The following is a 20,875-nucleotide window of genomic DNA, read 5'->3' on the forward strand; positions in this document are numbered from 1 at the left end:
ACCTGGGGTCTGGGCCGTGAAGGAGAGTAGTGGCCAAGCCTCGCGTCCACGAGATCGCCAAAGAGATCGGGATCACAAGCAAGGAGCTTCTGAACAAGCTCAACGAGATGGGCGAATACGTTCGCGGCCCATCCTCCACGTTGGAGGCGCCCGTTGTGCGCCGCCTGCGGGAGTCACTCAGCGGACCCTCTGAAGAAGCCAAGTCCGAGGCGCCCAAGAAGGCAGCCCCGGCCGGCAAGCCTGCCGCGGAGAAGAAGGCCGAGCCGGCCAAGCCCGCCGGTCCTCGCGCCACCCCCGGTGCGCCCGTCAGGTCCGACGAGGGCGAGGTGACCTCGGCGGCCCCGAAGCCCGCCGCCGGTCCCAAGCCCGGTGCCCGTCCCGGCCCCAAGGCCCCGACACCCGCACCCAAGCCGGCCGCGAAGCCGGCCGAGGCCGAGCGTCCCAGCGCGGACCGTCCGGCCCCGTCGTCCTCGGCCCCGGCCCCGCGCCCCGGTGGCGCGGCCCGTCCGGCGCCCCGTCCCGGCGGACCCACGCCCGGCACGGTCGGGCGCAAGCCCAGCGGCCCGCGTCCCGGCAACAACCCGTTCGCCCCGGCGCAGGGAATGGGGACCCAGCGTCCCGGCCGTCGTCCCGAGGGTGGCGGTCGCCCCGAGGGTCGTGACCAGCGCCCCGGCGCACGCCCGGGTGCTCCCGGCGGTGCCGGCGGCACCGGCATGCCCCGTCCGGGTGGCACGGGCGGAATGCCCCGCCCGAACCCGGCCATGATGCCCAAGCAGCAGTCCGCCCAGCTCGGCTCGAGCGCGCCCGCCCGTGGCCGTGGTGGCCCCGGCGGCGGTCGCGGCCGTCCGGGTGGCGGCGGTCCCGGTCGTCCCGGTGGCGGCGGTCCCGGTGGTGGCGGCGGCTTCGGCGGTCCGCCCATGGGTGGCGGCGGCCGCGGCCGTGGTCGCAGCGGTGGCACCCAGGGTGCCTTCGGTCGCGGTGGCGCCGGAGGTCGTCGTGGACGCAAGTCCAAGAAGCAGCGCAGGCAAGAGTTCGACCAGATGGAGGCCCCGTCGATCGGTGGCGTGCGCGTCCGCAAGGGTGAGGGCCAGACGGTCCGCCTGCGCCGCGGCGCCTCGCTGACGGACCTCGCCGAGAAGATCGGCGTCGACGCGGCATCGCTCGTGCAGGTGCTGTTCCACCTGGGCGAGATGGTGACCGCCACGCAGTCCGTCGCCGACGACACCCTCGAGGTGCTCGGTGCGGAACTCGACTACAACATCGAGGTCGTCTCGCCCGAGGACGAGGACCGCGAGCTGCTCGAGTCCTTCGACCTGGAGTTCGGCGAGGACCTCGGCGACGAGGAGGACCTCGAGTCCCGTCCGCCGGTCGTCACCGTCATGGGTCACGTCGACCACGGCAAGACCCGCCTGCTCGACGCCCTGCGCAAGTCCAACGTGGCGGGCAAGGAGGCCGGCGGCATCACCCAGGCCATCGGCGCCTACCAGGTGGAGACCGAGGTCGACGATTCCGAGCGCGCCATCACCTTCATCGACACCCCGGGCCACGAGGCGTTCACCGCCATGCGTGCCCGCGGTGCGAAGTCCACGGACATCGCGGTGCTCGTGGTCGCAGCCGATGACGGCGTGATGCCGCAGACCATCGAGGCGTTGAACCACGCCAAGGCGGCCGACGTGCCCGTCGTGGTGGCGGTCAACAAGATCGACAAGGACACGGCTGACCCGACGCGTGTCCGCGGCCAGCTCTCCGAGTTCGGCCTGGTGCCGGAGGAGTACGGCGGCGACACGCAGTTCATCGACGTCTCGGCCGCCACCGGCCAGGGCCTCGACGACCTGCTGGAAGCGATCGTCCTGACCGCGGACGCCGCGCTGGACCTGCGTGCCAACCCGGACATGCCTGCCCAGGGTGTGGCCATCGAGGCCCACCTCGACAAGGGCCGCGGCCCCGTGGCCACGGTGCTGGTGCACCGCGGAACGCTCCGCATCGGCGACTCCATCGTCGCCGGTTCGGCCCACGGCCGTGTCCGCGCGCTGATCTCGGACACCGGGGACAACCTGGACGAGGCCGAGCCGTCGCGTCCGGTGCAGGTCCTCGGCCTGACGTCGGTGCCCGGTGCGGGTGACAACGTCCTCGTCGTCGACGATGACCGCATGGCCCGCCAGATCGCGGACAAGCGTGCTGCCCGCATGCGCGCCGCGCAGCAGGCCGCCGGTTCCCGTCGCAAGACCCTCGACCAGCTGTTCGAGCAGCTCGAGAAGGGCGAGACGCAGGAGCTGCTGCTCATCCTCAAGGGCGACGGCGCCGGTTCCGTCGAGGCCCTCGAGGACGCACTGTCCAAGATCGACGTCGGCGAAGAGGTCTCCCTGCGAGTCATCGACCGCGGCGTGGGTGCCATCACCGAGACCAACGTCTCGCTGGCAGCCGCCTCGAAGGCCGTCATCATCGGATTCAACGTCCGCCCGACGCAGCACGCTGCCCGGATGGCCGACTCCGAGAACGTGGACATCCGCTTCTACTCGGTCATCTACTCCGCCATCGACGAGATCGAGGCAGCCCTCAAGGGCATGCTCAAGCCGATCTTCGCCGAGGAGATCCGTGGCCAGGCAGAGATCCGCGAGATCTTCCGCAGCTCCAAGTTCGGAAACATCGCGGGTTGCATGGTCACCGACGGTGCCATCAAGCGCAACCAGAAGGCGCGCCTCCTGCGCGAGGGCGTCGTGATCGCGGACACCTCGATCTCGTCGCTGCGCCGCGAGAAGGACGATGCCACGGAGGTCCGCGAGGGCTTCGAGTGTGGTCTTACCCTCAACAACTACAACGACATCAAGATCGGTGACGTCGTTGAGACCTACGAGATGGTGGAGCGCGAGCGGTCCTGACCGCCCGTCTCCGTCCGCGAAGGGATAACCCCATGCCCAACCCGAGGAATGCGAAACTCGCAGACCAGATCAAGGTGATTCTCGCCTCCACGATCGAGCGCCGTGTGAAGGACCCCCGCATGGGGTTCCTCACCATCACGGAGGTGCGGCTGACCGGTGACAACCGGGAGGCCACCGCCTTCTACACGGTGCTCGGTGAGGAGGAGGAGCGCGCCGGAACCGCGGCCGCCCTCGAGTCCGCCAAGGGCATGCTCCGCTCGACGGTCGGCCAGCAGTTGGGCATGAAGTTCACGCCCACGCTGGAGTTCGTGCTCGACGCCACCTCCGAGGTGGCGAAGAACATCGAGGACCTGCTCGCGAGGGTCCAGGCCAGCGACGCCGAGGCTGCGGCCCGGGCGCAGGGCGCTGCCTACGCAGGCGAGTCCAACCCCTACCGGGAGCCCCGGGCCGAGTCCGGCGAGCAGGAGTGACGCAGTCCTCCGGTCTCGTCGTGGTCGACAAGCCGGCGGGCGCCACCTCTCACCAGGTGGTGGCCCGCCTGCGTCGGCTCCTGGGTACCCGCAAGATCGGTCACGCCGGGACCCTGGACCCCATGGCCACCGGCGTGCTCATCCTCGGCGTGAACCGCGCCACCCGGTTGCTCGGCCACCTCGCGCTGCACGACAAGCGCTACCTGGCAACCGTCCGGCTGGGGGAGTCCTCCAGCACGGATGACGCCGACGGCGAGGTCACTGCCGTGGCGCCCGCCGAGGCAATCACCGCAGACCAATTGGAAGCGGCCGTGGCGCCGCTGCGCGGCCGCATCTCCCAGGTCCCCAGCTCCGTTTCGGCCATCAAGGTCAACGGCCAGCGCGCCTACAAGCTCGCCCGGGAGGGCAAGGAAGTGGAGCTCAAGGCCCGGGAGGTGGAGGTCAGCCGACTCGACGTCCTCGCCACCCGCCCCGGTGTCGGTGTCCTCGACGTGGACCTGGACGTCGAGTGCTCCAGCGGCACCTACATCCGCGCCATCGCGCGCGACCTCGGCGCCGCCCTCGGCGTCGGCGGCCACCTCACCAGCCTGCGGCGCACGCGCATCGGCGGCTACGACGTCGACGCCGCGGTCACCCTCGGCGACGAGGCGCCCGAGCTCATGACCATGGCCGAAGGTGCCCGCCGCAGCTTCCCCTGCATCGAGGTCGACGACGCCGCCGAGACCGACATCCGCTACGGTCGCCCCCTGGCACTGCCGGTGCCCGCCGAGGTCACCGGCATGATCTCCCCGGCGGGGGAGTTGCTGGCCCTGTATCGTCGCGACGGTGACGGCTCCAAGCCGCTCGCCGTGCTCGTCTGACCCCTTGCCAACTGGAGGAAGTGTGAACCAGAGCGTCGTGGCCATCGGCAACTTCGACGGCGTCCACCGTGGACACCGCAAGGTGTTGACCGAGGCCGTCGGCGACGGTGCGCTGCCACTGGTGGTGATCACCTTCTGGCCCCACCCCGTCAGCGTCCTGCGCCCCGACCGCGCACCGAGGATGCTGACCGACCTCCCGGACCGCATCGAACTGCTGAAGCAGGCAGGCGCCCACGAGGTGCGGGTCATCAACTTCACCCCCGCCGTGTCCTCGCTCAGCCCCGCCGAGTTCGTCGACACCTACGTGCTGCCGCTGGAACCCGCCCGTGTCGTCGTGGGAGACAACTTCCGCTTCGGCAAGGGCGCCAAGGGTGACGTCGGGACCCTCACCGAGCTCGGTCGGGAGCACGGCTTCGAGGTGGTTCCCCTGTCCCTGGAGGCCGTGGGGGAGTCAGTCACCTGCTCCAGTCTGATCCGCACCTCGCTCGAGGCGGGCGACGTCTCCGAGGCGCTGACCCACCTGGGTAGGCCGTTCACCTTCCGCGGCGTCGTCGTGATGGGGGACCAGCGGGGCCGCGAACTCGGCTTCCCCACCGCGAACCTCAGCGTCGGGGACGAGATGGCCGTGCCCGCCGACGGCGTCTACGCCGGCTGGTTGACGGCCGAGGACGGCGTGCGACGTGCGGCTGCGATCTCGGTGGGGTCCAACCCCACGTTCGACGGTGTGGACCGGCGCGTGGAGAGCTACGTCATCGGCGAGACGGACCTCGAGCTCTACGGCGTCGAGGTGACGGTGGAGTTCGTCGCCCGTCTCCGCGGCCAGGTCAAGTACACCGGCGTCGAGGCGCTCATCGAGCAGATGGAACTCGACGTGAAGCGCGCCGAGGAGATCCTCGGCGTCGTGTGAAGGAACGTCCGGCGTTCCGTGGCGTCAGGCGCCAGGGCTCGGGTGCCGCAGCCATGCGGTCAGGTCGGGTCCCCAGCCGCACACCGAGGTCGTGCCGCCGCGGCAGGGAATGGGCGCGTACGCGGTGGTCACGTAACCCAGTTGGGTGAGGTGCACGGCGTCGAAGTCTGAGGACACCTTGGCCCAGTCAGGAACGTAGAATGGATCGCCGAACCAGTTGGCCAATGAACCGGCAGCGTTCGACGGGCTGGGGTCCTCGAGCCGTCTGGGGTAGGCTTCCACGAGTGATCTCCAGGCCGGGGGGCCATCGATCTCGTAAAGTACGGGATCAAAGGTGGGTTCAATCGTCCGCCAGTGTGCCGGGCCGTCCGACGTGTCCCAGAAGCTGTCCTCAGTCCCGAACGCTTCGACACAGGGGGCCCGATGCCACGGCCCGCGGGTAGTGGTCAGGACCCTTCGGCGCGTGCTCCCCTGTGTGGGGGTGGTCCACCACAGAGCGTCATCCGGGCCGTTGCCGACCGGGGCGGTGTAGCGCTCGACGAATCGCTCCGTGTGGGACACCTCCACTTGGGTACCGCCGAACGGCAGTGTCCAGCCGACCAGAACATCGTCGGGGATGAGCGAGACCAGCTCTAACAGGGTGAACCTTCGGTCTGGAAGCCAATCTCTGGAACCCATGGGAGGCAGCTCGTCGACGATCTCACCCAGAGCGCGTTGCCATGCGCGGGGCCCATGCCCCGGGCAGAGCTCGAGTAGTGCACCGAGCAAGGGCATGGAGTGTGTTGTGCTCAGGTCCCGCACTTTGCCTCAAAGATGTGAGTGCTGTAGTCGCGCGTAGTACGTCGAACCATTCGTTGCCTTCATGGTAGACGACGTGTGTCCTCTCCAACGCGTAGAGAGGCTATTGTCGCACTCCTTGTCAATGGCCTTGTAAGTGTATCCTGCTTTCCAAGTGGTTACGTTCAGATTATTGCTGGTCAGCGGATAGGTGTTACTCCACTCCGTCTTCCACCAGCCAAGAACCATATACTTCTGAAGGTGGTTGGAGAGGGAGACGGCGAGCGGCCTACGGTCGCATTTGACTGTTGGTTTGTATCCAATGTTAGAGGTGGATTTCCTCCAGTGGACATCCGCTGCGTTCAAAAGGCAGCCGTCCGGGTTTGCCTCGAAGCTGACCATGGGCTGCATCAGTCCTTGCTCCGAGTCATAGTACTTGTCCATCACCGAGTCGTCTCCTTGCGTCAGCGCTGATTCCTCCTCGGGTGAAACTCGGATCTACTTTAGTTCCTCAGGCGGGCTCCCAGCATCAGCGCGTGCAGAGGAGTGTGGGATCAGCAGGACGAGGAGGACCGCCGCCAGCGTGGCGAGGGTCAGCGTGCTCGTAGATTTCCGTGCCATGGGTTTGCTTTCTGAACGGGTCCGTTGCTCGGATGTTGGTCGGAATGCTGACACTGTATGAGGGAATGCAGTCGCCGTGGTGGAAAATCACAACCCAGCAGGTTGTTGGGTACGAACGGACCCAGTTTTGTTGGCTCGGCGGCCTGTTGGGCGCAGAGCGTGTCTTGAAACGTCTATCCAGCGCAGGATGTCGACCGGATGGCGGACCTCGACCTTTGAGGAGTCGTGCAGTTCGTCGCTCGACTGCGTGGCCAGGTCAAGTACACCGGCGTGGAGGCGCTCATCGAGCAGATGGAACTCGACGTGGAGCGCGCCGAGGAGATGCTCGGCGTCGCCTGAGTTTGCTCAGCGGGCCGTCAGCGACTTCTTGTAGATGGCGTAGTACTGGCTGGCCTCGGACTCCTCGGTCACCTGCGCGACGTCGGGTGTCTCGACGAACAGGTGCTCACCAGTCGGGTGGTACTCCAGCGAAACGTACAGCGGTACGGCCTTCTCGTTGTTCGGGTCCACGGCAAGGAACACGGCAGTGTGGCCGGCCTCCCGGGCCTGGTCCTCGATCCAGCGGGAGAGTGCTCGTCCGGCACCCTTGCGGCGCGCACCCGGGACGACGTACATGTTGCGCAGTTCCGGGGTCATCTCGGAGTCCAGGTCCAGCAGTGCGGAGCCGATGGGCTCGTCACCGTCGAAGGCCACGGCGAACACCAGCAGACCCGCGGACTGCGCCTCGAAGTGCTTGTCCACGAGGTTGAGGTCCGGCCGGGCCTGAATCTCACGCAGTGCGGGCAGGTCGGCTTCCTCGGCACGACGGACGACGATGGCCATTACTGCTCCTGGATTCTCCGGGTACAAAGGGGTGGTGCACCAACAGTAGCGCCAAGCAGCCCCCGGCGGGATCCCGGGGCCACCGGTTGGGAACGGAAGCGGCGAAGTGCTAATGTTGTCAGGTTGCCGTTTGATCGGCCACGGCCCAAGAAGTGCTCCGACAGCACCCGCGAGTGGAGCGCCGTGCAGCGACCGAGAGGATCCCGAGATGGATGCTGAGCTGAAGAAGAAGATCATCGAAGAGTACGCGACCGTCCCGGGTGACACCGGATCGCCCGACGTTCAGATCGCCCTGCTGACCGCCAGGATCGCTCACCTCACCGAGCACCTGAAGGAGCACAAGGGTGACCACCACAGCCGCCGCGGCCTGATGCTGATGGTCGGCCAGCGCCGCCGTCTGCTCAACTACGTCGCCAAGGCCGACGTGGAGCACTACCGCGAGCTGATCGCCCGTCTGGGTCTGCGTCGCTGATCGCAATCCACAATCCCAGCAATCCCGGCAGGCCAGTTCCCGAATCTCGGGGACTGGCCTCCGGTGCGCTCACGCTAGGCTGAGAGCGCAAACCCACAACTGAACACCGAACCGAACCCAGTGCTGTCCGCCGCACGGTCTCATCTGGTCCTCGGTAGTGGCCTTCGGGTGCGAGCGATCGCCCCCGCGGGCCTCGATCGAAGGCCGGTGGACGTGACGGTCCCCACCCGCACGGGTGGGCGGCAGCGCACACTCACTGAAAGGAGCCTGTCCATGGAAGGACCAGGTCTCGAATTCTCCGAAGCCGTCATCGACAACGGCGCCCACGGCAAGCACACCATCCGCTTCGAGGCGGGGCTGCTCGCCCAGCAGGCCGACGGCTCGGCCTCCGTCTACATCGACGGCGACACCATGCTGCTCGCCGCCACCACCGCCGCGAAGACCCCTCGCGACTCCATCGACTTCTTCCCGCTGACGGTCGACGTCGAGGAGCGCATGTACGCCGCCGGCCGCATCCCCGGCTCGTTCTTCCGTCGTGAGGGACGTCCGGGCGAGGCCGCGATCCTCACCTGTCGTCTGATCGACCGCCCGCTGCGCCCCGCCTTCGTGAAGGGCCTGCGCAACGAGGTCCAGGTGGTCGTCAACGTGCTGGCGCTCAACCCGAACGTCCTCTACGACGTCGTGGCCATCAACGCCGCCTCCATGTCCACCCAGCTCGCCGGTCTCCCGTTCTCGGGCCCGATCGGTGGCGTGCGCGTCGCTCTCATCGACGACACCTGGGTGGCCTTCCCCTCCGTCGAGCAGGTCGAGTCCGCCACCTTCCAGATGGTGGTCGCCGGGCGCGTCCTCGCCGACGGTGACGTCGCCATCATGATGGTGGAGGCCGGCGGCACCGACGCCACCTGGGAGAACGTCCGGGGCGGCGCTGCTGCGCCGACCGAGGAGATCGTCGCCCAGGGCCTCGAGGCGGCCAAGCCCTTCATCAAGGTCCTGTGTGACGCCCAGTCCGAGCTCGCCGCCAAGCTGCCGCGCGAGACCTTCGACTTCCCCGTGTTCCGCGACTACGAGGACGACGTCTTCGCAGCCGTCGAGGAGCTCGCCTCCGCACGCGTGGCCGAGGCCATGACCATCGTCGGCAAGCAGGACCGCGACGACGCCACCCACGCCATCCGCCAGGACGTCACCGAGCAGCTCGCGGACAAGTTCCCCGAGCGCACCAACGAGGTCTCCGCCGCCCTGAAGGCGCTGACCAAGCAGATCGTGCGCCACCGCACCCTCACCGAGGGTGTCCGCATCGACGGTCGCGGCACGCGTGACATCCGCACCCTGTCCGCCGAGGTCGCCACCATCCCGCGCGTCCACGGCTCCGCACTGTTCCAGCGCGGCGAGACCCAGATCCTGGGTGTCTCGACGCTGAACATGCTGGACATGGAGCAGAAGATCGACTCCCTCGGTCCGGAGACGACCAAGCGCTACATGCACAACTACAACTTCCCGCCGTACTCCACCGGTGAGACCGGTCGCGTCGGTTCGCCGAAGCGTCGCGAGATCGGGCACGGCGCACTCGCCGAGCGCGCCATCACCCCGGTGCTGCCCCGTCGCGAGGAGTTCCCCTACGCCATCCGCCAGGTCTCCGAGGCGCTCGGCTCCAACGGCTCCACCTCCATGGGCTCGGTCTGCGCCTCGACGCTGTCCCTGCTCAACGCCGGTGTGCCGCTGAAGGCGGCCGTCGCCGGTATCGCCATGGGCCTCATGAGCGAGGACGTCGACGGTGAGACCAAGTACGTCGCCCTGACCGACATCCTGGGAGCCGAGGACGCCCTCGGTGACATGGACTTCAAGGTGGCCGGCACCAAGGACTTCATCACGGCCCTCCAGTTGGACACCAAGCTCGACGGCATCCCGTCGGAGGAGCTGTCCAAGGCCCTGCTGCAGGCCCGCGAGGCCCGTCACACCCTCCTCGAGGTCATGGCCGAGGCCATCGACGTCCCCGACGAGATGAGCCCGTACGCACCTCGGATCATCTCGGTGCGCATCCCGGTGGACAAGATCGGCGAGGTCATCGGCCCCAAGGGCAAGGTCATCAACCAGATCCAGGACGACACCGGCGCCAACATCTCCATCGAGGACGACGGCACCATCTACGTCGGTGCCACCACCGGCGAGTCGGCCGATGCGGCGATGGCGATGATCAACGCGATCGCCAACCCGACCATGCCCGAGAAGGGCGAGCGCTACCTGGGAACCGTCGTGAAGATCACGACCTTCGGTGCCTTCGTGTCGCTGCTCCCGGGCAAGGATGGCCTGCTGCACATCTCCAAGCTCCGCGACCTCGCCGGTGGCAAGCGCGTGGAGAACGTGGAGGACGTCGTCAGCGTCGGGCAGAAGCTGCAGGTTGAGATCTCCGAGATCGACGACCGCGGCAAGCTCTCCCTGGTCCCCGTCATCGAGGGCGGCGACGAGGAGACCCCCGAGGACGAGTGAGTCCACTCACCGACCGATGAAGAGGCGGGCCATCCCATCCGGGGTGGCCCGCCTCTTGCATGCCCCCCGGACATGACAGAGTTGGCTCCCATGAGCCAGTACCCGTCCAACCAGAGTTCCGGGAACGAACCGCAATCCCTCGGCCGCTACGGCGGACCTCCGCCCGGCCCCGGGATGTACGAGGTGTCGCCCGCAGGGAGCGGCTCCGGTGACAACCCGCAGGGCAGGGCCGCCCTGGGTCTCGCAGTGGTCACCGTGGTGATCCAGGTGATCGGGCAGTTCGTGTTCCACTCGATCGTTGGGAACGGGAACTTCGGGGTCGTGGGAGCCGTCAGCGGCTGGTTCAACCTCGGGGCGGTCGCGTTCGCCCTGCTGGCGATGGTCCTCGGGATCGTCGGGCTGCGGAAGCCGGGTGCCGCGAAGGGGGCCGCCGGCGTCGGGTTCGGGGTCGGTGCCTACGTGGTTGTCATGACGTTGGTCAACGTGGGCAGCACGATCCTGCTCCACGGCTTCAACTGAGGTCCCGCCCCCGCAGTGCCCGCAGCTCGTCGCCCAACATGGCGCCGAGCTCTGGGTTGATCGCGGACACCCGCTCGATCACGGCACCCACGCCCTCGGCCCCGCCGCCGGCTGCGGCCAGTTGTTCGAGGCCCAGCACGATGCCCGGCAGCACCGGACGGGGATCGTCCCACCGGTTGCACAGGGCCAGCGCCCCGAGGAACCGTTCACCCGGCTGCAGCTTGCGCTCGGGGTCACGCCCCACGCGCTCCACCGTGTCGTGCAGGGCGTTGTTCGCGAACCGCCCCAGCAGGTCGTCGGCGTGGGCGAGCAACTCGTGTTCTGGCTGTCCGTACTTGCGGGCCAACGCCCGGGCCGGGGCGTACATCGCGGCCCGCACCTGCTCGAGGATCTCGCGATCCGCGATGGCCGCGCCGATCTCGGTGTGGCCCGCCCGTGCCCCGAGGTAGGCGGTGGCGCAGTGACCCTGGTTGTGCACGTAGAGCTTGCGCTCGGTGTAGAACTCGAAGTCGACCTCGGGGTTGCCGAGAAGTTCAGAAAGCTCTGGCACGGGGGCACGGCAGGCCGCGACGTCGAAGGGGAGGCTGCGGTAGGGCTCCACCGCCACCAGCGCCGGGTGCTCGCGTCGCTGTGCCTGGGTGGGGACCGGGATCATGCGTCCGATGGAGCACTCCACCACGCCCACTTCGGCCAGGACGGCCTCGGCGTCCGCGCCCAGGGTCGCCAGTTCGGTGGCCAGCAGACCCCGCACCAGGCTGGCGCCGTCGTGGACGTTCTCGGCGAGGAACACGTCGAGCGGGGCGCCCGATGCGGCGGCCCGGTCGGCGAGCCCGGCCGCGAGTGCGGGGGCCACGCGCGGCAGGTTGCGCACCCCGACGCTGGTGAACACCACGTCCGCCCCCGCCACCACCTGTCGGACCGCGTCCGGGTCCTGGGCGGCGACGGCGGTGCATCCAGTGACGTACTTGCGCACGGTGCCCGCACTGGCCACCGTGTCGTGTGGGTAGGAGCCGGAGCGCAGGGCGGCGACGAGTTCGGGGTCGGCGTCGACGAAGGTCACGTGCCACCCGGCGTCGGAGAAGATCTCGCCGATGAACCCGCGCCCCACCGCGCCGGCGCCGAAGACGACGACGCTGCGCCCGGTGCCGCTCATGCTGCGTCCGGGGCGTCGGGGGCCGGGGGACGGCACCAGGCGGCGCGCAGTTCGCCGGTGAGGGTGGTGGCGGTGACGTGGGGGAGCAGCACGGTGCTCCCGCGCGAGACCTCGATCGAGCCCCCGTCCCAGTCCAGCGTGCCCTCGCCCTCGAGGATGACCACCACTGCGAAGCCCTGCTCCAACGCACCGGCCCCCACCCAGTGCGCCCGGAAGTAGGGAGCCGCGGCATCGGGCATCGCGGAGCCCTTGCCGCCGCGCACCACGAGGGACTCGATCTCCTCGGTGCTGCGGACCCGCAGGTCCGTGGCCTGCAGCGCGAGCTCGAAGCCCAGCCCGAGGTCCTTCGGGGCCTCCGGGTCCAGCGCGAAGCCCTCCCACTCCAGCAGGATGGAGAGGTCCTCGGGCTCCTGCACCTCCACCAGGAGGATGCCCTCGCCGATGGCATGCGGGAAGCCGGATGGGACGAACACGGCGTCGCCGGCCTCGACCGCCACCGGGTGCAACGCGTCGAGCAGGGCGGCGGTGTCCTGCTCGGCCACCAGCCGCGCCAACTCCTCGGGGGACACCTCACGACGCAGGCCCAGGTGCACGGTCCCGGGCCGCAGCACCAGCCAGGCCTCGGTCTTGCCGTGGGCGTGCCCGAGGTGGCGACCGGCGAAGGCGCCGTCGGGGTGGATGTGGACCGGGAGGCGCTGCCCCGCGTCGAGGAGCTTGGTCAACAGCTTGGTGTCGGCGCCCCAGCGGGCGACGTGCTCCGCCCCCAGCCAGCCCTCGGGGTCCGCCGCCACGGCCTCGCGCAGGTGCTCACCGCTGGGCAGGCGGGTCAGGCCCAGACGCGCCTCGCCGAACAGGCAGGTGGTGGAGGCCACCCAGTCCTCGGGGGTGTTGCCGCCGTCGTGGACGTCCCCCCGGAACTCCGCGATCTGCCGGCCGCCGGCGTAGAAGCGGTCGGCGGGCTGGTTGGCGGGCAGGACGATGGGTTCGGGGGTCATGTTGCTCCTCAGTGGGTTCGCAGGGTGGTGGGGATGATCACGTTCTCGATGGGGCGGCCGGGTTCGGCGATCCGTCGGAACAGCAGTCGGGCCGCGGCCCTGCCCATCTCCCGGTCGTCGTGGTCCACGGCGACCACCGGGAAGGGGAGGGTGCGGCTCAGGGGGAACTCGTCGAACACGACGATCGCGACGTCGAGTCCACGTTCGTGGATCTCGGCGGCGGCTCCGATCGCGGAGACGTTGTTGGCGCAGAAGATGGCATCGGGGGGTTCGGCCACCGAGAGCAGGCGGGCCGCAGCGGCCCGGGCCTCCGGCTCGGTGTGGATGTCGGTGAGGACATGGCCCTGCCCGAAGGCCAGGCCGTTCTCCTTGAGGGCCTCTGTCGCACCGGCCACCCGCAAGGGCATCGTGGCCAGGGAGGCGGAGTCGCTGAGGGCCGCGAAGCGACGCCTGCCCATCCGTACCGCCGTCGAGACGGCTCCCCGGGCGGCGCGTCGGTTGTCGAAGCTGACGCTGTCCACGACCAGGCCGTCCAGGTACTCGTCGACCGCGACCACCGGAGTTCCCATCGCCACCTCGGCGGCGATGGTCCCGCCGGTGCCGCGAGTGGGGGTGACCAGCAGCCCGGCGGGGCGCTGGGCGAAGACTGCCTCGGCCAGTTGCTCCTGCCGTTCGGGCGAGCCCTCGGAACTGCAGGTGATCAGCAGGCACCGGTGCTCCTCGGCCTCGTCGGCGGCCCCCGCCGCCACGGTCGAGTAGAAGGGGTTGGTCATGTCACGGATGATCATGCCCACCATGTAGGAGCGGCCGGAGCGCATCATCGCGGCGCCGCGGTGGGGCCGGTAGCCGAGCTGCTTGGCGGCCGCCAGCACGTCCTCGCGCATCTTCGCGTCCACCGTCTGCACACCGTTCATGACGCGGGAGACCGTCTTCAGGCTGACACCCGCCTCCCGTGCGACGTCGGTGATGGTGGCGCGTTTCGCCGGGGACTGCTTCATGCGAGGGGAACCTGCCTCAGGTGTCGACCGACGGTGGTGCGCGCGAAGCTGCCGGCTTCCTGCGGGTCCATCCCGCGGGTGAGCGCGAACAGCAGGCCGCCCGTCAGGGCGTCCCCGGCGCCCACCGTGGTGGCGGGATCGGCCACGTGCTCGGCGGGGAACCAGAGCCGCTGGTCCGCCCAGGTGTCCGCCACACGGGCCAGCACCCGTCCGCCGGCGCGCAGTCGCTCGGCCGGAGCCGTGCGCAGGACGAATCCCAGGCTGCCCGCGGACAGGCTCACCACCGCGGCGCCCCAACCGAGCAGCCTGTCGGCAGTCTCCTCGAGCCGCTCCCGGGTGGCCTCGGCGTGGGTTCCCAGCGCGCTGGAGACGTCGTCCCAACTGGGGGAGCAGGCGTCGACGTGGGGGAGAGTCCGGGTGAACCAGTCCTCCCAATCCACCCTGGAGGCGACCGAGTCCTCGCTGACGTGCGCCAGGTCCAGGGAAGTGGTGATGCCCCGAGCCCGGGCGGAGGCGAACGCGTCCGCCATCACGGTGGGGTCGGTGCAGGTGAGGGGCAGCAGCGAGGGGTAGCCCAAGTGCAGGAGGTCAGGGGCGATGGCGTCCAGGTCCAGGTCCCGCGGGTCGAAGGTGGCGTTCGAGCCCTCGTGCTGCCAGAACGTCCGGTCGTGCGAGCCGTGCTCCACGACGATGCTGTAGGAGGAGGCCAGGGGGGAACTGGTCCAGTGCAGCTTGGTGCCCCGCTCGTCCAGCTGCTGCCGACAGATGTGGCCGAGTTCGTCGTCGCCCATGCTGACGGCGAGCTCGACGTCGGCCCCCAGCGCCTGCAGGGTTCCGGAACTGTTGGGTGCGGAACCGCCCACCTTGAACCTGAGGGGACCCACCGCGTACAGGATCCCCGGCTCCATCCCGGGGGAGGTGCCGGGCAGCACAGGTGTGATGTCGACGCAGCAGTGACCCGCCACCAGGACCTTCATCGTGATTCTCCTTCGTTGCTTCCTTGCAAGCCGTGTAACGGAATCGTCTCACTTCGGGACCATTCTAGACAACGTTGTCCCAGGTGTCTTACTGTTGACCCCTGCTCAACGAGGAGAACGCGTGCCGGCGCTCGTGGAGTACCCCCAACCGGCATCACAACACGGAGGAACACAATGAAGTTCACCGCACGCAAGGCCCTCGTGGCCGCTGCAGCCGCCGTCACGCTTCTTGCTTCGGCGTGCACCACTGGCGACGAGAACAACAACACTCCCGGTGAGGGAGGCGACGGCAGCGTCGAGAAGGTCGGCCTGATGCTGCAGGACATCTCCAACCCGTTCTTCGCGGCCATGCAGACGTCCATGACCGAGCTCGCCGAGTCCGAGGGTTTCGAGATCAACGTCCAGGACGGCCGCCAGGACCTCGCCGCACAGAATGACCAGATCGACGCGTTCATCCAGCAGGGCATGGACCTGATCCTGCTCAACGCCGTGGACAGCGAGGGCATCGCCTCCGCCGTGGCGCGTGCGCAGGCCGCGGGCATCGTCGTCGTGGCCGTGGACGTGGACGCCTCCGGTGCGGACGCCGCGGTCACCACGGACAACGTCGAGGCCGGGCGCCAGTCCTGCCAGGCCCTGATCGACAAGATCGGTGGCGAGGGCAACATCCTGATCATCGAGGGCACCCCCACCACCGCGCCGCAGGAGCGCGTCCAGGGCTGCCACGAGGTGCTCGACGAGAACCCGGACGTCACCGTCCTCGCCAGCCAGGCCGGCAACAACGACCGCGCCTCCGGCCTCGAACTGGCCACGGACATGCTGACCGCCAACTCCGACGTCCAGGGCATCTTCGCCATCAACGACCCGGAGGCCCTCGGTGCGGACCTCGCCGTCCAGCAGGCCGGCCGTGACGGTATCGTCATCACCGGTGTGGACGGATCCCCCGAGGCCGTCACCGCGCTGAACGACGAGAACTCCAACTTCTGGGCCACCCCCGCCCAGGACCCCGCGGGCATGGCCGCCAAGGCCTACGAGGTGGGCGTCGAGATCATCGCAGGCAACGCGCCCGAGGACCGGGTCACCCTCCTGAACCCGACTCTCATCGATCGCGACAACGTCGGCGAGTACGCCGGCTGGTGATCCACTGAGTCCGGACGGAAGGATCTTCCATGAGTGAAGTAGTCACGCAGGCGCCCCTGCTCGAGGTGCGCGGCGTCAGCAAGCGGTTCGGGGCCACGCAGGCCCTCAACGACGTGAGCTTCGACCTGAGACCCGGTGAAGTGCACGCCCTGATGGGTGAGAACGGCGCCGGCAAGTCGACACTCATGAAGATCATCTCCGGCAACTACACGCCGGATGCCGGGTCCATCCACATGCTCGGCGAGCAGGTGGTCATGGCGTCGCCCCGCGACGCCATGACCGCCGGCGTCGGGATCATCCACCAGGAACTCAACACGTTCCCCGAGATGACCGTCGCCGAGAACCTCGCGGTGGGCAACGAGCCCAACCGTGCGGGCGTGCTCAACCGGCGCCAGATGCTGGTGGACGCTCGCAACAAGCTGGACCACGTGGGCGCCACCAACATCAACCCGAAGACCCCCATCGGCCGCCTCAGCGTCGGTATGCAGCAGATGGTGGAGATCGCCCGGGCCATGGCCGAGGACGTGAAGGTTCTCGTCCTGGACGAGCCCACGGCCGCGCTGTCCACCAGTGAGTCGAACCAGTTGTTCGAACTCATCCGCGAGATGCGGGAACGGGGCATGGGGCTGATCTACATCTCCCACCGCATGGAGGAGGTCTGGGACCTGGCCGACAGGGTCACCGTCTTCCGCGACGGCCAGCTCGTCGGCACGCGGGACATGCGCGCCACGGGCCCCGACGCCGTCAAGCCCAACGACATCGTAAAGATGATGGTGGGCCGCGACGTCGACGACCTCTACGGCCACGAGCGCCACGCCCTGGGTGAGGTGCGGCTCGAGGTCCGTGACCTGACCGACGGCGCGGCCATCGGCCCCGTCTCCTTCGACGTGCGCGGCGGTGAGATCGTGTCCATGGTGGGCCTGATCGGCGCCGGCCGCACCGAGGTGGGCCGGCTCCTGTACGGGGCGGACCGGATCGCATCCGGTTCCGTGGTCCTCGACGGCCGGGAGCTCCGGATCCGCAACCCGAAGGACGCCATCGCCAAGGGCATCGGCATGCTGCCGGAGAGCCGCAAGGACCAGGCCCTGTTCCTGGAGATGTCGGTGCGTGACAACACCGCCATGTCCACCCTCGCGAACTACTCCTCGGCAGGAGTGCTGAACTTCCGAAAGATGCGCTCCAAGGTAACCGAGATCTTCGACTCACTGCGGGTCAAGACCGCCTCGCAGGCCACCGAGTCGCGCAGCCTCTCCGGCGGCAACCAGCAGAAGCTGGTCCTGGGGCGCCTGATGCTGGAGCGCCCCTCGCTGATGATCCTCGACGAGCCCACCCGGGGCGTCGACATCGGCGCCAAGAGCGAGATCTACCGCATCATCAAGGAGATCGCCCAGGCCGGCACCGCCGTGCTCGTCATCTCCTCCGACCTTCCCGAAGCACTCGGCATCAGCGACCGCCTCCTCGTCATGCGCGAGGGCCAGTTGGTGGCCGAGCTCGACGCCCCCTCCGCGACCGAGGAGGGCGTCATGGAACACGCAACCGGCGTCTACGCCGACGACACCACAAGGAACGACGCATGAGCACCGACACCGCTGCAGCAACGAATGTTTCTCCCGGGGCGCGCAAGGCCCTGGCCAATCTGGGCTACTGGTGGGACAAGGTCGGGATCTTCGCCGTCCTGATCCTGCTGTGCGCCTTCATGGCCATCATGGCCCCGAACTTCCTCAGCATCGACAACGGCCTCAACGTCGCCCGCTCGGTCTCGATCAACGCCATCCTGGCCGCCGGCATGACGATGATCATCATCACGGCCGGCATCGACCTTTCGGTCGGTTCCATCCTCGCCGTCTCCGGCGTCGCCGGCGTGCTGTTGTTCGTCTCCGGCACCCCGTCGGTGCTCGCGGTGCTCGGCGGCATCCTGGTGGGCGCCTTCGCGGGCTTCATCAACGGTGCCTTCGTGGCGTGGCTCGCGCTGCCGGCCTTCATCGTCACCCTGGGCTCCATGACCTACCTGCGCGGCATCGCCTACTCCCTGCTGGAGGGCCAGCCCCTGATCGCCTCCGACCTCGGGTACCGGGGGATCGGCAACGGCGCCATCGCGGGGATCCCGACGCCGGTGGTGGTGATGGTGATCGTCTACGTGGTGTTCTGGTTCATCCTGGAGCGCACCACCTTCGGGCGCCACGTCTACGCCGTCGGCGGCAACATCGAGGCCGCCCGGCTCGCGGGCATCAACGTCAAGCGCGTCCTTGCCTGGGTCTACACCCTCGCGGGTGCCGCGGCCGGCCTGGCGGGAATCATCTTCTCCGCCCGAGTCCTCTCCGCACAGCCCACGGCGGGGGAGAGCTACGAGCTCGACGCCATCGCGGCCGTCGTCCTGGGTGGCACCTCGCTGATGGGTGGCCGCGGACGCATCCTCGGCACGCTCGTCGGTGCGCTGATCATCGGTGTGCTGTCCAACGGTCTGGTGCTGATGAACGTTCCGTTCTTCTACCAGCTGATCGTCAAGGGCCTGGTCATCGTGCTGGCCGTCGCGATCGACAGCCTCCGTCGTCTCAGCAAGTCCGGCACCTGAGCCTGATTTGTTTCTGACATACCCTAATCTGGTGACATGACTCTCGTAGCTGGAATCGACTCCTCCACCCAGTCGTCCAAGGTCCTCGTGTGCGACGCAGCCACCGGCGCCGTCGTGCGCGAGGGCCGGGCGAAGCACCCGGACGGCACCGAGGTGGCACCCGCCGCCTGGTGGACCGCCCTGCAGCAGGCCATCGAGGAGGCGGGCGGGCTCGACGACGTCGAGGCCGTCAGTGTCTCGGGCCAGCAGCACGGCATGGTGTGCCTGGACGCCGACGGGGAGGTGGTCCGGGATGCGCTGCTGTGGAACGACACCCGTTCCGGCGCCGCGGCCACCGACCTCGTCAACGAGTTGGGGTCGGGCGACGTCGCCGCCGGACGGGGGGCCTGGGCGGAGCGTATCGGCAGCGTCCCGGTGGCGTCGCTGACGGTCACGAAGCTGCGCTGGCTCGCCGACGCCGAACCGGAGAACCTGGACCGGGTGGCCGCGGTCTGTCTGCCGCACGACTGGATCACCTGGAAGCTCTCCGGCTCCACGACCCTCGCGGACCTCGTCACCGACCGCTCCGACGCCTCGGGCACCGGTTACTTCGACTCCGCGAGCAATTCCTACCTGCCGGAACTCCTCGAACTCGCGCTGCGTCGCGACCCGTCGGGCATCACCCTGCCGCGAGTGGCAGGCCCGAGCGAGGTGGTCGGGCGACTGGCCGGCGGCGGCGCGGCACTCGGCCCCGGCTGCGGCGACAACGCCGGCGCGGCGCTGGGGCTGGGCCTCGCACCCGGCATGACCTCGGTCTCCCTCGGCACCTCCGGCGTGGTGGGGGTCGTCAGCGACACCCCCGTGAAGGACCCCAGCGGACTGGTGGCCGGCTTCGCCGACGCCACCGGACGCTACCTGCCCCTCGCCGTGACGCTCAACGGTGCACAGATCCTCGACGCCGCGGCCCGCGTGCTCGGGGTGGACCACGACGAACTCGCCCGCCTGGCGCTGGCTGCTGGCCCGGACGCCGGGGGAGCGGTGCTGGTGCCCTACTTCGGTGGCGAGCGCACTCCCAACCTTCCCGACGCCACCGCGGGCCTGCACGGCCTCACCTACGCCAACTTCACGAGGGAGAACCTCGCCCGCGCCGCGTTCAACGGCCTGCTCACGCTGCTGGCGGAGGGCATGGAGGCCATCAAGGTCCACGGCGTCGACATCAACGAGGTGGTCCTCACCGGCGGCGCCGCCCGCTCGGCCGCGGTGCAGGCACTCGCACCCACGATCTTCGGGACGGACGTCGTCGTGCCCACCCCCGGCGAGTACGTGGCCCGCGGGGCCGCCCGACAGGCGGCGTGGATCCTCGCCGGCGGCGACACGCCGCCGCAGTGGGACGCCGAGGGTGCCCAGCGGCTGGGCGGTGACCACGACCCGTCGATCCTGGCGCGGTACCGTGAGTTCAGGAAGTGGTCCGAGTAGGGCCGCAGTCAACGCGAGAGGCGGCAAGCATGGGTGACATCCCGGTCGGGGTCCTTGGAATCGGCGGCAAGATGGGCAGCGAGGTGGGCCGCGCGGTCGAGGAGGCCGAGGGGATGGTCCTCGTCGGCGGCGTCGACGTCGACGGTGACCGCAACGACCTACGCGACGCCCGCGTGGTGGTGGACTTCACCCACCCCGACGCGGTCATGGACAACATCGAGTGGGCCTTCGCCAACGGCATCCACCTCGTCGTCGGCACCACCGGCTTCAACGCCGAGCGCCTGGGCCGCGTGCGTGCGTTGTGCGCCGAACACCCTGAGGTCGGGGTCCTGATCGCCTCAAACTTCTCCATCGGGGCCGTCCTGATGATGAAGTTCGCCGCCCTCGCGGCACCCTTCTACCCCAGTGTCGAGATCGTCGAACTGCACCACCCCGGCAAGGCCGAGGCTCCGTCGGGCACCGCCACCACCACGGCACAGAAGGTTGCGGCCGCACGGGCCGCGGCGGAGCTCGGGCCTGTCCCGGATGCCACCGTCCACGACGGTGGCGCGCGCGGCGCCGTCGTCGACGGCATCCACGTCCACGGCGTCCGCCTGCAGGGACTCGTCGCCCACCAGGAGGTGCTGTTGGGTGCTGCCGGGGAGACCCTGACCATCCGCCACGACAGCTTCGACCGGGCCAGCTTCATGCCCGGGGTGGTGGCCGCCGTGCGCCACGTCGTGGCGGCCCCCGGACTCACCGAGGGCATCGAGGGCGTGCTGGGGATCTGAGGATCCC

Annotated in this window: 20 protein-coding genes; 13 read left to right on the plus strand and 7 right to left on the minus strand. The window is 69.0% G+C overall.

What is annotated here, in order from left to right; translation table 11 throughout:
* Positions 1-29 precede the first annotated feature (29 nt).
* From infB to ACYU7G_RS16630, 4 genes are read left to right on the plus strand one after another with little or no spacing between them, the layout of a single operon-like run.
* The gene (gene infB / locus ACYU7G_RS16615; protein WP_461109894.1) at positions 30-2,879 is read left to right on the plus strand and encodes a translation initiation factor IF-2; all 2,850 of its coding nucleotides are present in this window, start codon (positions 30-32) and stop codon (positions 2,877-2,879) included.
* A gap of 32 nt (positions 2,880-2,911) precedes the next feature.
* Positions 2,912-3,349, plus strand: a complete 438-nt coding sequence (gene rbfA, locus ACYU7G_RS16620) for a 30S ribosome-binding factor RbfA (protein ID WP_461109896.1) — start codon at positions 2,912-2,914, stop codon at positions 3,347-3,349.
* Positions 3,346-4,209, plus strand: a complete 864-nt coding sequence (truB, locus tag ACYU7G_RS16625; RefSeq protein WP_461109898.1) for a tRNA pseudouridine(55) synthase TruB — start codon at positions 3,346-3,348, stop codon at positions 4,207-4,209. Before rbfA ends, truB begins: the two co-directional genes overlap by 4 nt.
* A 22-nt stretch (positions 4,210-4,231) precedes the next feature.
* Positions 4,232-5,116: a bifunctional riboflavin kinase/FAD synthetase gene (locus tag ACYU7G_RS16630; RefSeq protein ID WP_461109900.1), complete on the plus strand. Its 885-nt coding sequence runs from the start codon at positions 4,232-4,234 to the stop codon at positions 5,114-5,116.
* A 24-nt stretch (positions 5,117-5,140) separates the two neighbouring features.
* Here ACYU7G_RS16630 and ACYU7G_RS16635 read toward each other — a convergent pair whose 3' ends face one another.
* Positions 5,141-5,794, minus strand: a complete 654-nt coding sequence (locus ACYU7G_RS16635) for a hypothetical protein (protein WP_461109902.1) — start codon at positions 5,792-5,794, stop codon at positions 5,141-5,143.
* A 129-nt stretch (positions 5,795-5,923) separates the two neighbouring features.
* Positions 5,924-6,340 carry a hypothetical protein gene (locus ACYU7G_RS16640; RefSeq protein WP_461109904.1) on the minus strand — a complete coding sequence of 139 codons (417 nt, stop codon included), beginning with the start codon at positions 6,338-6,340 and terminating at the stop codon, positions 5,924-5,926.
* 399 nt (positions 6,341-6,739) lie between these two features.
* Between ACYU7G_RS16640 and ACYU7G_RS16645 the strand changes: the two genes are divergently transcribed.
* A complete protein-coding gene (locus tag ACYU7G_RS16645; protein ID WP_461109906.1) occupies positions 6,740-6,853 on the plus strand; it encodes a riboflavin kinase in 114 nt (37 codons plus the stop codon).
* Positions 6,854-6,859: 6 nt separating this feature from the next.
* On the opposite strand, the gene ACYU7G_RS16650 is transcribed toward ACYU7G_RS16645, so the two are convergent.
* Complete coding sequence (locus ACYU7G_RS16650; RefSeq protein WP_461109908.1) at positions 6,860-7,336, minus strand: GNAT family N-acetyltransferase; 477 nt, start codon at positions 7,334-7,336, stop codon at positions 6,860-6,862.
* Between the two features lie 208 nt (positions 7,337-7,544).
* Between ACYU7G_RS16650 and rpsO the strand changes: the two genes are divergently transcribed.
* The 3 genes from rpsO (at position 7,545) to ACYU7G_RS16665 (ending at position 10,811) form a co-directional block, all read left to right on the plus strand.
* The gene (rpsO, locus tag ACYU7G_RS16655) at positions 7,545-7,808 is read left to right on the plus strand and encodes a 30S ribosomal protein S15 (protein ID WP_461109910.1); all 264 of its coding nucleotides are present in this window, start codon (positions 7,545-7,547) and stop codon (positions 7,806-7,808) included.
* Positions 7,809-8,081: 273 nt separating this feature from the next.
* Entirely contained in the window at positions 8,082-10,292 is a 2,211-nt protein-coding gene (locus ACYU7G_RS16660; RefSeq protein ID WP_461109912.1) for a polyribonucleotide nucleotidyltransferase, read from the plus strand.
* Positions 10,293-10,382: 90 nt separating this feature from the next.
* Complete coding sequence (locus tag ACYU7G_RS16665; RefSeq protein WP_461109914.1) at positions 10,383-10,811, plus strand: hypothetical protein; 429 nt, start codon at positions 10,383-10,385, stop codon at positions 10,809-10,811.
* On the opposite strand, the gene ACYU7G_RS16670 is transcribed toward ACYU7G_RS16665, so the two are convergent.
* From ACYU7G_RS16670 to ACYU7G_RS16685, 4 genes are read right to left on the minus strand one after another with little or no spacing between them, the layout of a single operon-like run.
* Positions 10,804-11,964, minus strand: a complete 1,161-nt coding sequence (locus ACYU7G_RS16670; RefSeq protein WP_461109916.1) for a mannitol dehydrogenase family protein — start codon at positions 11,962-11,964, stop codon at positions 10,804-10,806. The genes ACYU7G_RS16665 and ACYU7G_RS16670 overlap by 8 nt on opposite strands.
* Positions 11,961-12,959, minus strand: coding sequence for a class I mannose-6-phosphate isomerase (locus ACYU7G_RS16675; protein ID WP_461109918.1), 999 nt, complete (start codon positions 12,957-12,959; stop codon positions 11,961-11,963). The genes ACYU7G_RS16670 and ACYU7G_RS16675 overlap by 4 nt, the downstream gene beginning before the upstream one ends.
* 8 nt (positions 12,960-12,967) lie before the next feature.
* The gene (locus ACYU7G_RS16680; protein WP_461109920.1) at positions 12,968-13,957 is read right to left on the minus strand and encodes a LacI family DNA-binding transcriptional regulator; all 990 of its coding nucleotides are present in this window, start codon (positions 13,955-13,957) and stop codon (positions 12,968-12,970) included.
* Positions 13,954-14,934 carry a carbohydrate kinase family protein gene (locus tag ACYU7G_RS16685; protein ID WP_461109922.1) on the minus strand — a complete coding sequence of 327 codons (981 nt, stop codon included), beginning with the start codon at positions 14,932-14,934 and terminating at the stop codon, positions 13,954-13,956. The genes ACYU7G_RS16680 and ACYU7G_RS16685 overlap by 4 nt, the downstream gene beginning before the upstream one ends.
* Positions 14,935-15,108: 174 nt before the next feature.
* Here ACYU7G_RS16685 and ACYU7G_RS16690 point away from each other — a divergent pair, with 174 nt between their 5' ends.
* Genes ACYU7G_RS16690 through dapB form a run of 5 tightly spaced genes read left to right on the plus strand, consistent with a single transcriptional unit; the run spans position 15,109 to position 20,868 of the window.
* Positions 15,109-16,071 carry a substrate-binding domain-containing protein gene (locus tag ACYU7G_RS16690; protein WP_461109924.1) on the plus strand — a complete coding sequence of 321 codons (963 nt, stop codon included), beginning with the start codon at positions 15,109-15,111 and terminating at the stop codon, positions 16,069-16,071.
* Positions 16,072-16,100: 29 nt separating this feature from the next.
* Entirely contained in the window at positions 16,101-17,648 is a 1,548-nt protein-coding gene (locus ACYU7G_RS16695) for a sugar ABC transporter ATP-binding protein (RefSeq protein WP_461109926.1), read from the plus strand.
* The gene (locus tag ACYU7G_RS16700; RefSeq protein ID WP_461109928.1) at positions 17,645-18,643 is read left to right on the plus strand and encodes an ABC transporter permease subunit; all 999 of its coding nucleotides are present in this window, start codon (positions 17,645-17,647) and stop codon (positions 18,641-18,643) included. Before ACYU7G_RS16695 ends, ACYU7G_RS16700 begins: the two co-directional genes overlap by 4 nt.
* A gap of 36 nt (positions 18,644-18,679) precedes the next feature.
* Positions 18,680-20,098: a xylulokinase gene (locus ACYU7G_RS16705; protein ID WP_461109930.1), complete on the plus strand. Its 1,419-nt coding sequence runs from the start codon at positions 18,680-18,682 to the stop codon at positions 20,096-20,098.
* Positions 20,099-20,127: 29 nt separating this feature from the next.
* Complete coding sequence (gene dapB, locus ACYU7G_RS16710; RefSeq protein WP_461109932.1) at positions 20,128-20,868, plus strand: 4-hydroxy-tetrahydrodipicolinate reductase; 741 nt, start codon at positions 20,128-20,130, stop codon at positions 20,866-20,868.
* Positions 20,869-20,875 lie beyond the last annotated feature (7 nt).

The organism is Tessaracoccus terricola, assembly GCF_054776555.1.